10 protein-coding genes are annotated in these 12,515 nt (G+C 60.7%); 3 read left to right on the top strand and 7 right to left on the bottom strand.

Annotated elements, in window-relative coordinates; genetic code table 11:
• Window positions 1-8: 8 nt before the first annotated feature.
• The 5 genes from HWX34_RS18475 to HWX34_RS18455 form a co-directional block, all read right to left on the bottom strand.
• Window positions 9-1,034, bottom strand: coding sequence for an ABC transporter substrate-binding protein (locus HWX34_RS18475; protein ID WP_255497468.1), 1,026 nt, complete (start codon window positions 1,032-1,034; stop codon window positions 9-11).
• 69 nt (window positions 1,035-1,103) lie between these two features.
• Window positions 1,104-2,210, bottom strand: coding sequence for an ABC transporter ATP-binding protein (locus HWX34_RS18470; RefSeq protein WP_178973642.1), 1,107 nt, complete (start codon window positions 2,208-2,210; stop codon window positions 1,104-1,106).
• Window positions 2,211-2,367: 157 nt separating this feature from the next.
• Entirely contained in the window at window positions 2,368-4,125 is a 1,758-nt protein-coding gene (locus HWX34_RS18465; protein WP_178973641.1) for a hybrid sensor histidine kinase/response regulator, read from the bottom strand.
• Entirely contained in the window at window positions 4,125-4,730 is a 606-nt protein-coding gene (locus HWX34_RS18460; protein WP_178973640.1) for a response regulator transcription factor, read from the bottom strand. The genes HWX34_RS18465 and HWX34_RS18460 overlap by 1 nt, the downstream gene beginning before the upstream one ends.
• Window positions 4,731-4,885: 155 nt before the next feature.
• Entirely contained in the window at window positions 4,886-6,679 is a 1,794-nt protein-coding gene (locus tag HWX34_RS18455) for a hybrid sensor histidine kinase/response regulator (protein ID WP_178973639.1), read from the bottom strand.
• Between the two features lie 252 nt (window positions 6,680-6,931).
• Here HWX34_RS18455 and HWX34_RS18450 point away from each other — a divergent pair, with 252 nt between their 5' ends.
• The 3 genes from HWX34_RS18450 to HWX34_RS18440 all read left to right on the top strand — a co-directional run bounded on the left by HWX34_RS18450 (window position 6,932) and on the right by HWX34_RS18440 (window position 9,602).
• Entirely contained in the window at window positions 6,932-8,650 is a 1,719-nt protein-coding gene (locus HWX34_RS18450; RefSeq protein ID WP_178973638.1) for a ribonucleoside triphosphate reductase, read from the top strand.
• A gap of 81 nt (window positions 8,651-8,731) precedes the next feature.
• Window positions 8,732-8,908, top strand: coding sequence for an anaerobic ribonucleoside-triphosphate reductase (gene nrdD / locus HWX34_RS18445; RefSeq protein WP_178973637.1), 177 nt, complete (start codon window positions 8,732-8,734; stop codon window positions 8,906-8,908).
• Window positions 8,886-9,602: an anaerobic ribonucleoside-triphosphate reductase activating protein gene (locus HWX34_RS18440; protein ID WP_178973636.1), complete on the top strand. Its 717-nt coding sequence runs from the start codon at window positions 8,886-8,888 to the stop codon at window positions 9,600-9,602. Before nrdD ends, HWX34_RS18440 begins: the two co-directional genes overlap by 23 nt.
• 38 nt (window positions 9,603-9,640) lie before the next feature.
• On the opposite strand, the gene HWX34_RS18435 is transcribed toward HWX34_RS18440, so the two are convergent.
• The gene (locus HWX34_RS18435; RefSeq protein WP_178973635.1) at window positions 9,641-10,327 is read right to left on the bottom strand and encodes a hypothetical protein; all 687 of its coding nucleotides are present in this window, start codon (window positions 10,325-10,327) and stop codon (window positions 9,641-9,643) included.
• 888 nt (window positions 10,328-11,215) lie between these two features.
• Window positions 11,216-12,511 (bottom strand): GGDEF domain-containing protein, encoded by a 1,296-nt coding sequence (locus tag HWX34_RS18430; protein ID WP_178973634.1) that lies wholly within the window; start codon window positions 12,509-12,511, stop codon window positions 11,216-11,218.
• Between the last annotated feature and the right edge of the window lie 4 nt (window positions 12,512-12,515).

Raw genomic sequence — 12,515 nt, 5'->3', positions numbered from 1 at the left:
GCAGCTGCTTATTTGGCAGCCCAGGCGTTGAAGCGTTGTTCCAGCGATTCGCCGTAGTCAGCCCAGAAAGCCACATCCACGGCTACGCCGCTCTTGATGTTCTGCGGGGCGGTCGGCAGGTCGGCAACCAGCTGCTTGTCCAAGAGCGGTACGGCTTTCTTGTTGGTCGGGCCGTAAGCGATGTTCTGCGAGTACACCTTCTGGTTTTCCGGCTTGCTGGCGAAAGCGATGAACTTCAACGCAGCGTCCTTGTTCGGGGAACCCTTCGGAATGGCCCAAGAGTCGAAGTCATACATGCCGCCGTTCCAGACGATCTTCAGGTTCTTGCCTTCCTTCTGGGTGTTGGCGATACGGCCGTTGTAGGCCGAGCTCATCACCACGTCGCCGGATACCAGGTACTGCGGCGGTTGTGCGCCGGCTTCCCACCACTGGATGTTCGGCTTCAGCTGGTCCAGCTTCTTGAAGGCGCGATCAACACCAGCCGGGGTGGCCAGAACCTTGTACACGTCTTTCGGTGCCACGCCGTCAGCCATCAGGGCCACTTCCAGGGTGTACTTGGCACCCTTGCGCATGCCGCGCTTGCCCGGGAATTTCTTCACGTCCCAGAAATCTTTCCAGCTGGTCGGGCCAACCTTCAGCTTGTCGGCGTTGTAGGCCAGTACGGTGGACCATACGAAGATGCCCACGCCGCAGGACTGGGCGGCGCCCTGTACGAAATCAGCCTTGTTGCCGATCTTGCTGTAGTCCAGCTTTTCGAACATGCCTTCGTCACAGCCGCGAGCCAGTTCCGGGGACTCTACTTCCAGTACGTCCCAGGACACGCTCTTGGTGTCGACCATGGCTTTGACCTTGGCCATTTCGCCGTTGTATTCGCCGCCAACCACCTTGATGCCGGTGGCCTTGGTGAACGGAGCGTAGTAGGCCTTTTCCTGGGCTGCCTTGTTGGCACCGCCAAAGGAAATCACGGTCAGGTCAGCGGCTTGGGCAGCCTGAGCGCAACAAGCGGCCACAACCGCCAGCGAAAGAGCTTTCATGCATTTCTTCATTTGATAGTTCTCCATATTGTTTTGGGACTACAACTACACGCACTCACTCGCACGCACTCATTCAGCCAGTTCGACAGGATCGAGCGCTCTTACGTGTTCTACATTCCAGCCCAGCGAAATCACGTCGCCCACGGACAGTTTCGGGTCCAGGGTGGCGATGGGCTGTTTGACGATGAAACTGGAATTGCCGCAGGCTTCCAGGCGGATACGCACATGGTCACCCAGGTAAATGAATTCGCGGATACGGCCGGAGAAGCGGTTTTGCTCCTGCTGCACGTTCAGATTGATGCGTTCCGGACGGATGGACAGCGAAACAGGCGCGCCGGGCGCGGCATCGTGAATGGCCATGGCTTCCACCCGCTCGCCGTTTTCCAGGCCCACGGTACAGCGCTCGCCTTCGCGGCTGAGCAGCTTGCCGTGCAGGCGGTTGTTTTCGCCGATGAAGTTGGCCACAAAGGTGTTGCGCGGGTGTTCGTACAGGTTTTGCGGGCTGTCGATCTGCTGGATTTCACCCTGATGGAACACGGCCACGCGGTCGGACATGGTCAGCGCTTCGCTCTGGTCGTGGGTCACGTACACCACGGTCACACCCAGACGTTCGTGCAGATGCTTGATTTCCATCTGCATGTGTTCGCGCAGCTGCTTGTCCAGGGCACCCAGAGGTTCGTCCATCAGCACCAGTTGCGGTTCGAATACCAGGGCGCGGGCCAGGGCCACACGCTGTTGCTGGCCGCCGGACATCTGGCCTGGATAGCGGTTGGCAAACTTGTCCAGCTGCACCATGGACAGCGCGCGCTTCACGCGCTCGGTGACGTCGGTCTTGTCCATGCCGCGAACCTTGAGCGGGAAGGCCAGGTTTTCGGCCACGGTCATGTGCGGGAACAGTGCGTAGTTCTGGAACACCATGCCGATGTCGCGCTTGTGCGGCGGTACGCGGTTGAGCGAGCGATCACCCAGCATGATTTCACCGGCAGTCGGGGTCTCGAAACCGGCCAGCATCATCAGGCTGGTGGTCTTGCCGGAGCCGGAAGGTCCCAACAGGGTAAGGAATTCGCCTTTGCGAATGTCCAGGTTCAGATCCTTGACGATCAGGGTCTCGCCGTCGTAGCTCTTTTGTACGTTCTTGAAGCGGACCAGGATGTCGCTTGCACTCGTTTCAGCCATGACCACTCCTGTTGTTTAAATGGTGATGACTGAATTGTAAAAACCGGATGACAGCAGGAATATCGGCCAGCGGCGGATTTTGCTGTCAGGATATTTGCTGACGGCGTGTAGGGCGATTCCTACAAGACGTCAGCATTGACTCTGCTGCATTGCGGCATCAGACGGCACTCAGCAACTGTTGCAGGCTGCCATACAAGGCAGTGGCATCCACCGGTTTGTGCAGCAGTACCGCGCCGCTGGATTGTGCCTCGCGCAGGCGGTTGGGCGCGGTGTCGCCGGTCATAATGATGGAGGGCAGGGGGCGACCCAGCTGCTGGTAGATTTGCTTGAGCACTTGCTGGCCAGTCTGGTTGCCACGCAGCCGGTAATCGGCAATCACCACCTGCGGCTGGAAGCTGTCCAGGCAAGCCAGTGCTTCGCTGCCGCCTTCTACCGTCAGCGTGCGACAGCCCCAACATTCCAGCAGCGCTTCCATGGCCGAGCGCACTGCGTAATCGTCATCAATCACCAGCACCGGCACAGCGTGCAAGGGGTGTTGGCTTGCCGGGGTGCCTATGGTTTCTTCCTGGGTGACCGGGCCGGCAAGCCGCGGCATGGTCAGGCGGAACACCGAACCGCGCCCAGGGCGGGATTGCAGCCCGACCGTCAGCCCCATGGTGTTGGCCAGGCCACGCACGATGGCCAGGCCCAGGCCTAATCCCTTGCGACGGTCGCGCTCCGGGTTGCCCAACTGGTGAAATTCGCGGAACACCTCTTGTTGCTGGGCTGCCGGAATGCCGATGCCGGTATCCCATACTTCGATCAGCACATGCTCGCGACGCTGACGACAAGCCACCAGGATGCCGCCCTGATGGGTGTAGTTGATGGCATTGCTGATCAGATTACGCAGAATCAGCTCCAGCAGGCTGGGGTCGGTATACACCTGTACCGTGCTTTCCCTTACCCGGAACACCAGGTTTTTGCCATTGGCCAGCGGGGCGAATTCGCATTCCAGCTTGTACAACATGCTTTGCAAGGGTACCTGGCGTGGCCGCGCCTCAATCACACCGGCTTCCAGTTTGGAGAAGTCCAGCAGGGTGTCCAGCATTTCGCAGGCGGCCGATGCCGATGCCTCTATATGTTCCAGCAGCTCTTGCTGGCGCAGGTCCAGCGCGGTGGTTTTCAGCGTGGCCAGAAACAGGCCCAGCGCATGCATGGGCTGACGCAAGTCGTGACTGGCCGAGGCCAGGAATACCAGCTTGGCGCGATTGGCTTCTTCTGCCTCGTGCAAAGCCTGTGCGGCGCGGCCGGTTTGCTCGCGCAACTGGTCCACCAGCTCGCGGTTTTCAAAGCGCAGCTCGATGGAGCGGCGTGCCACGCGGGCGTAGTTCAGCGCAAACACCAGCAACACCACCAGAAACAAGGGCACGCCCAGAAACATGGGCAGGTAGGCCAGGTTGCCCGTGGCCAGAAATACCCCCCACACCGGCAGGATGCTGGGGATGAAAAAACTGACCGCTACGGGCAGGCAGGGCGAAAAAATGGCCAGCGCCGCCGCACTCATGCCGGCAATCATCGACAGCAGGCTGATGGCGGTGGGCGGGAAATTGAGGTCCATGTACAGGCCACCAGCGATCCCCCACAGGCTGCCCAGCAGCACCAGCAGCACCGTCATGGCGCGGGCATAGCGCGGTGCATTGGCTTCGGACAGGCGGTCCGGCAGGTAAAAGCGGCCAAAATGACCAATGGCACAGCCGGCACCCATCAGGGCCGACCAGGCCAGGATGCCCGGATTGCCGGTGCTGATGAGCACCCCCAGCGCCATCAGCAAGGACGCCAGGAAACAGCCCAGCATGGCAATGCCGAAACTGTGGTCGATCAGCTCCATCTGCGCCGCCAGCAGGCGCGGCGGGTCGAAGTGTGGCAGCCAGCGCATCAGCGCATCACCTGTACCAGGCCACGGCGCTGGGCTTCCAGCACGGCCTCGGTGCGGCTGTAGACGCCGAATTGTTCCAGGATGGCGGCCACATGCACGCGCACGGTGTTTTCCGACAGGCCCAGGCTATTGGCAATGGCCTTGTTCGATCGCCCCAGGCACAGCTCGCTGAGTACCTCCAGCTGGCGCGGGGTCAGTTGCGAGCCACGGCCGGCAGGCTTGACCGGGGCGGTTTCAGCCAGTACCTCACCGCGCAGGCAGCGTTCCAGCGCATGGTCGATTTGCTCGACACTGGCGGATTTGGTCAGTACGCCGGCAATGTCCGGCGTGGTGCTGGCCAGTTCCGGGCTGGCCGACAAAATGATGATGCGGGATGACTGAAAATGCCGCCGCAGCACGGCAATGCCGTCCAGCCCGTTTAGGCCCGGCAACTGGATGTCCAGCAGGATGATGTCCACCGGCGTGCTGCCAAACTGGTGAATGGCGTCCATTACGGTGCCGGCCTCGAGAATGTCGGCCACCTTGTCGTTGTTTTCCAGTACCAGTCGTAAGCCGGTACGGAACAAGGCGTGGTCGTCGATGAGAAGCAGTCTGGCGCTAAGCATGGTTCATGTGTCGTCTGGTAAGGGGTAGGCACTGGCCATGCAGGCTGAGTGGGATGAACAAGCTTGCATGTGCTGATCCGGGTGTGTCATGTCAATCGAATGAAATTTACCGGAGTGGCAAATATGTGCTTTTTTCAGAAAAAAGCAAAGCCTTTCTACTGGATTCCGCCTGGCGTCGTGCACGCCGGATGGCTGAGCAGCTGGTTGAGACTGTCGTACAGCAGTGCGGGTGCAACCGGCTTGTGCAACAAAGGCAGTCCGCTGTCGCTGGCTTCGCGCAGCCGGGCCGGAGCCGTGTCGCCGGTGAGCAGCAGGGCCGGAAGATCGCAACCCAGCGCCTGGCGAATGGCACGGATGGCATCGGTGCCGCTTTTCTGTTCGCGCAGCCGGTAGTCGCTGATCAGCAAGTCCGGTTGCTGCTGAGCTAGCAGCGGCAAGGCGGTTTCCAGTGACTCTGCCTCCATGCACTGGCAACCCCAGCTTTGCAACAGCAGCACCATGCTGCTGCGTACGATATCGTCATCCTCGATCAGCAACACCGTGGCCTTGGGCAGGCGCTGGCTGACACTGGCCGCCGGTGGGGCGTGTTCGGGCTGCGGGCTGGATGCTGCCACGCGGGGCAGGACCAGGCGGAACACGCTGCCCCGGCCCGGGCGCGACTGCAAATGCAAGGGGTGTTGCAGCAGCTGGGTGAGCCCGCGCACGATGGCCAGCCCAAGGCCCAGGCCTTTTTTGCGATCACGTTCCGGATTGCCCAGTTGGTGGAACTCGTCAAAAATTTCCTGCTGTTGCTGTAGGGCTATGCCGATACCGCTGTCCCATATCTCCAGCAGCAGCGCATCGCCACGGCGGCGGCAGCCCACCAGAATGCCGCCCCGCTGGGTGTAGCGGATGGCATTGCTGATGAGGTTGCGCAGGATCAGCTCGATCAGCGACGGGTCGGACAGCACCAGCTCGGCACTGTCACGGCTGCGATAGAACAGCCCCTTGGTATTGGCCAGTGGCGCCAGCTCCCTTTCCATCTTGTTAAGCAGCGGCTGCAGGGCAAAGGCTTGCAGCTGCGGAGTGATGACCCCGGCGTCCACCCGTGAGTAATCCAGCAGGCTGTGCAGCATTTCTGCCGAGGCATTGGTGGCGCTCTGGATATTGGCCAGCAGGCTTTGCTGCTTGGCATCCAGCGCCGTTTTGCCCAGCACTTCCAGAAACAGTCCCTGCGCGTGGATGGGCTGACGCAGGTCATGGCTGGCGGCGGCCAGAAATTTCGATTTGGCGATATTGGCCTGCTCGGCCTCTTGCTGGGCGCGCAGCGCCTCGGCAGAGGCCAGGCGCAGCCGGTCTACCAGTTCCAGGTTTTCAAAGCGCAGCTCGATAGAGCCTTTGGCGGCCTGTGCGCTATTGCGTGCCTGCATCAGCAAGGTGGCCAGATACATGATGGCGGCCAGGCCCAGCGCGTTCAGTGCCAGCGCATCTGACTGCAAGGATTTAAGCGCAATCATGCCCAGTTCCAATGTGATGAAACCGATGAAAACCGGCAGCACTGGCGACAGGATGGACATGGAATTACCCGCCACGCCGGACAGCACGGCAATGGCCAGAATCCAGCTGGGGGGGGAGGCCGGGTTCAGCCCCACCCACATCAGGCTGCCCCAGGCTGCACCGTCGATGGCGTGCAGCAGCACCAGCCGCCGCCGCAGCTGCGGCAATTCGGCTGGCAGGATGGCACGGGCCAGCAGACGGCGAGCGTCCAGGAAATCCACCAGTTTGGAGACGATGACCACCACGCACCACCCGCTCAGCCGCAGCGGGTCGGCCTGGTGTTGCAAGGCATAGGCCACCAGCAACACCACCAGAATACCGGGCAGCACCGAACTGCCCAGATTATTGAGCAGCAGGCGGATTTGCTCGATGCGGACCTTGTCCTGCCGGTCTTGTTGTTCTGTGTTGATCATGTGCGGAAGAGGGCAAACTGTTGGTTTCCGGGAGCAAGCACGCAGGGTGCTGCCCGGCTGTGCTTGCAGGCCATTATAGGGCCCAGCCCCGTCAGGACTGCCAGTTTACTGATGACAATGATGTAAGTACGGCAGGCACAGCGGCAGGGTGAGCACCACGCTTGATGCGGATCAAGTGTTTTGTCTTGTGTCAGGCATGGCCATAAAAATCTATATATAGTGTTTTGAAAATTTTAATCACTACATATTGTTATGAAAAATACCGTGCTGCTAGACCCGCTTGCCACGCTGAATGAATACCTCAGCCGCGCCGACTGGCGCGTTTCTGCCAATGCCAACCAGGGCTACAGCCTGGGCGGAATGATTCTGAATGCCGCCGGCAAGCTCACTGCCAATTACTGGCTGGATGGCATCTATCCGTCGGAAGTGGCACAGGCCCACCGCGAGGCGGACTTCCACCTGCATGATCTGGACGTGCTGGCAGGTTACTGCGCCGGTTGGTCGCTGCGCCAGCTGCTGCACGAAGGCTTCAATGGTGTGCCGGGCCGGGTGGAGTCGGCACCGCCGCGTCACCTCAGCGCCGCGCTGGGGCAAATGGTGAATTTTCTGGGCACCCTGCAAAACGAATGGGCTGGCGCGCAGGCTTTTTCCAGTGTGGATACCTATCTGGCACCCTTCCTCAAGCGCGACGGGCTGGACGATGCCGCGCTGGAACAAGCCATGCAGGAATTTGTTTACAACCTGAATGTGCCTTCGCGCTGGGGCACGCAAACCCCATTCACCAACCTGACCTTCGACTGGACCTGCCCGGCCGACCTGGCGGGCCAGATTCCGCTGATCGCCGGTGAGGAAATGCCGTTTTGCTACGGCGACTGTCAGCCGGAGATGGAACGTATCAACCGTGCCTTCCTGCGGGTGATGGGGGCGGGCGACGCTCATGGCCGGGCCTTCACCTTTCCCATTCCCACCTACAACATCACGCCGGATTTCGACTGGGACAGCGCCAACGCCGACTTGCTGTTCGACCTGACCGCGCGCTACGGCCTGCCGTATTTCCAGAACTTTCTTAACTCCGACCTGGAACCGCAAATGGTGCGCTCAATGTGCTGCCGCCTGCAACTGGACCTGCGCGAGCTGCTCAAGCGCGGCAACGGCCTGTTTGGCAGTGCCGAGCAAACCGGCTCGCTGGGCGTGGTCACGCTCAACTGCGCACGGCTGGGCTATCGCTTCCGTGGTGACTGGGACGGCCTGCTGGCCGAAACCGACCGCCTGCTGGCGCTGGCCTGCACCAGCCTGGAAATCAAGCGCGCGCGGGTACAAGGCTGGATGGACGACGGCTTGTATCCTTATACCAAGCGCTATCTGGGCACATTGCGCAATCACTTCTCCACTGTGGGGGTGAATGGCATCAACGAGCTGATCCGCAATTACAGCAACGATGCCGACGACATCACCACCGCCCGCGGCCAGCAACTGGCGCTGCAACTGCTGGACCATATCCGCGCCCGCATGGTGCAAATGCAGGAAGACACCGGCCATTTGTACAACCTGGAAGCCACCCCGGCGGAAGGCACCACCTACCGCTTTGCCCGCGAAGACCGCAAACGCTACCCGGACATCCTGCAAGCTGGCCCGGCAGACAAGCCGTATTACACCAACTCCAGCCAACTGCCGGTGGGGCATACCGACGACCCCTTTGTTGCCCTGCAACATCAGGAGCCACTCCAGGCGCGCTATACCGGCGGCACCGTGCTGCATCTGTATATGACTGAGGCCATCAGCTCGGCCACGGCCTGCAAGCAACTGGTGCAGCGTTCGCTGCAACGCTTCCGCCTGCCTTACATCACGGTGACGCCCACCTTCTCGGTATGCCCGCAGCACGGCTATCTGAGTGGACATCACGAATTCTGCCCCAAGTGCGACGCCGAACTGCTGGCCCGTCAGGCGGCAGCCACCGCGCCTTGCTGCTGAAAATCCTGGCGCACCTTGCCTTAGCGACGCTAGGCCATTTTCATGGCCGCGCCTTATCCCCAACCCTCACAGGAGAACAATATGTCCCATCAAACCGACATCAAACAGGCGGAACAGCTGGATCCGGCCCTGCGCACCCGCTGCGAAGTATGGACGCGCGTCATGGGCTACTTCCGCCCGGTATCCGCCTTCAATACCGGCAAGCAGGGCGAATTTACCGAACGCGTGCATTTTGATGAACAACACCTGCACCACTGAATCCAGCCCGCTACTTGCTGGTGTCACCCCGTTTTCCAGCTGTGACTGGCCGGGGCGCTTGGTCGCCACCGTGTTTGTCGCCGGTTGCCCCTGGCGCTGCGGCTATTGCCACAACCCTGGGCTGCAAGCACGCGATGCAGGCCGGCTGTCCTGGTCGGCAGTACGCAGCATGCTGGCGGCGCGCGTCGGTTTTCTCGATGGGGTGGTGTTTTCCGGCGGCGAAGCCACGCTGGCCCCGCAACTGGCGGACTGGATGCGGGAAGCCCGCCAGTTGGGGCTGGACATCGGCCTGCACACGGGAGGCATCTACCCGCAGCGGCTGGCGGCGCTCAAAGGCCTGGTGGACTGGATTGGCCTTGACATCAAGGCTGCGCCCGGCGGGGTGGATGCCGTCACCGGCGTGCCGGGCAGCGAAAGCCGCATGTGGCAGGCGCTGGATGTTGCGCTGGAAATGGGGGCGGACTGCGGCACCGCGCTGGAATGCCGCACCACGCTGGACCCGCGCGTGATGGCGGCAGACAGCCTGCACCGGCTGGCCGCCACCCTGCAGGCTAGGGGCGTCACCCATGCCGCCTTGCAGCAGGGGCGGGATGCCAAAGGCCGGCCATTGTTCGACGCCGCACAATGGCCGGGACGGGCGGTGCTGGACGACTGGCAGCGGCGCTTTTGTCAGTTCAGCTGGCGTCACGCCTAGTATTAAGGCACTTACCGACTGTGCGCTCGCGCCAGACTTCAAGCCGGGCGGTGTTGACCCGGCCTGTCACGCAGCAACTGCCGTGACAGACGGCTGTGCAAACGCTGGTGGCAAGCGGCGGCCAGTCCCAGCAACTCACCATTGTCGGCAGAGATGCCCGGCGGCGTGGCGATCTGCTGCGCCAGCGCCTGCAAGGGCGTAGCCGAACTGTTCAGCCCCAGCAAACGGCCATGCGCATGACGCAAGGGGTGGTCCGGCGTGTAATCCAGCGTCAGCAACCAGTGCGAATGCTGCCAGCGCACACCCTGCGCCAATACCGCCTGCAACACCGCATGGCTCACCTGTACCCCGGCCTCTGCAGCCAATGCCAAGGCCTGCTCCCAACGTGGCGCGGTGGGCGGCAGCTGTTCCAGTGCCGGTAGCAGCTGCCTGTTCAACCAGTCACGCAACTGCCGCGCCAGCGGCTTGTTACTGCGACGCAAGGCGCGCAGCAGGGCCGTTGCGGGCCAGCATGCGTTTGTGACTTCTGTTTCCGGTGTGTTTTGGTGTGTCGGCTCTGCTGCCAGTAATTGCTGGATGCGGTTTCCCAGCCTGCGGCCAATGAGGGCCAGCACATCGCTGCTGTGCAGCCACCATTGGCCATCATGGCGGAGTACATGCAGCGGTTTGCCGTGGTAGTAGAAGCAAAGGGGTGGGGAATGGTGGGAGGTGGTTTGATCTGCCATGAAGCGGGTTCCTTTGAACGTGAAAGCGCCCTTTGCTTTCGGGCAGGGCAACCGCTTCGAGATGGTGTGTTGAGCACCAGCGGCGGATTCTAGGGACGACATCGCGGGGTGGAAACTGGCTGAAGGTGAGGGGGTGTGGATCATCAGCATCATCTGCGATAGCGGGTGTGACTCTATATATGACCTTGAAAATCAAAGGAAAAGATAACTTCGCGGGTCTCGCCCCGCCGTCGAGGTACTTTCTTTTGCTTCGCCAAAAAAGAAAGTACCCAAAGAAAAGGCGACCCGCAGCGCGTCGAATTCCCGCCCCAGCCATCCTGCCCAAGGCGCGGCTGAACTCGCACCGTGCTACCGTCACGGTGCTCAAACATGCAGCCGCTTAAAACCTTGGGCAGCACGTCTGTGTCGGCTCGCGCTGACGGGGCCCATTTCCCTCGACAGAGGTTTAAATCAGAAAAAGACTGCGTGATTGAGGGAGATATTCGCCAAATGGACTCAGCCCGATTCCATTAATAATCACCGCACCGACGCGCCAACCGGCCCCGTCAAGCATGCCGACAGGTGGCCGGGGGGAGGTGTTAAGCGCCTGCCCTGTCTGAACGATTTGACGTTAGCAAATCGCGAGTTCAGGCGCGCCTCGCCTCGGTCGGGCCCTGGCTGGCAGCCGCAGGCCATGCTCGCCGGGGTGGCCTTGGAGGTGAAGAAGGGCTTGGCCAGGCAAGCCCTCTTTCCCGTCTGCCGCGCGGAAGCGGCAATGCAAAACATCATCCGCGTGAGCAGATACCTGCCTTGTCTTCTGCAACGTAAAACCAGGAGCAGGTCCAGTAAAACCAAAAATGGGCTAAATATTGTCACCGACGAGAGAGATGGTCCTGCTTCATGTCACCGCTATGCGGTTGACGGACTTGCTTCGACACATACCCGGTTCCGGCCTGTGCTCTTGGCACGGTACAAGGCTTCGTCCGCCCGTTTCACCAGGCTGTATGTCGAGTCGCCTGCGTGCCAGGCAGATACACCGAAACTACCGGTTTTGCGGTTGACCACAGCAAAGCGGTGTTGCGCTATCCGGCTGCACATGTAGTGGGCCAGTTCCGTTGCCTGGCCAAGCGTGGTTGCTGGGCACAGAATCAGGAACTCCTCTCCCCCCCAGCGGGCCAGAATGCTGCCGGCAGGCAGAAGACCATCCAGTACGGCAACAAACTCTTGTAGCACCTGATCCCCGATCAGATGACCCCATTTGTCATTGACTGGCTTGAAGTTATCAATATCCATCAGGATGATGGCCAGTGGGGTGTTGTTATCTGTAGCGCCTTGTATTTCGACGGCAAACCGCTCTTCCAGCCCCTGCCGGTTCATCGCTCCGGTCAGTTTGTCGGTCACCGCCAGCCTGGCCAGCCTGTTTTGTGCCTCACGCAGCTCCGCCGTGCGTTCTGCGACTTCACGCAGCAGTATTTCATTATGATTTGCCTCGAATTCGTGGGCCTGTTGCAACCTTGCATAGGCATCATTCAGGCTGTCTACCAGTACTGTCAGCTCATCTTGCCGTGCGGCGCGGCGGCGCAGGACAAAGGGCTTGAAGCGCTTGTCCGGCCGGAAGGATTTGGCAAACCTGGCCAGTTGTGTCAGGTGGTGGGTAATCATCCATGAGATTAGCAGCAGTATGCAGATCGAGGTAATCAGCGACTTGATGGTCTGCACCACCAGCACGATGACGATACGGTCAATGGTGCGGTTATACAGCGTATGCAGATTGGGCAATATCCTGATCTGGCCAACCAGAACGCCATGACGTAGCAGGGGGTAGCGGTAAGCCATTTCATCCTTGCCACCCAGCTTTCCAGTCTCCAGCGTGGCCTGCAGGCTGGGGCCATAACGCAGACTGGCACCCGCTACCCAGGGAGAGTGCCCGATGCCTTCCAGTTGCACCTGCATGCCGGGGACATTGAAATTCCAGGCCGCATCGGCCAGACCGGGCAGCTGGTTCTGCTGGATATAGCGCATGCCTTTTTCCAGTTCGGAGAGATCTTGCCGGTAATCGAAAAACAACTGGACTGATGTGGAAACCAGTGCGGTTAAGGCACTGATACACACAATCCATAACAGCAAACGCCTGGACAGCCTGCTGGTGAGGCCGGCAAGCAGGCGCCGATGACCAGACTCTTGCCGGGCAGAGGCTTTATGCATGTGA

The organism is Aquitalea sp. LB_tupeE, assembly GCF_013391415.1.
Classification (GTDB): domain Bacteria; phylum Pseudomonadota; class Gammaproteobacteria; order Burkholderiales; family Chromobacteriaceae; genus Aquitalea.
Note: the sequence above shows the minus strand (reverse complement) of the source record. Positions and strands in the feature narration are given on the sequence as shown.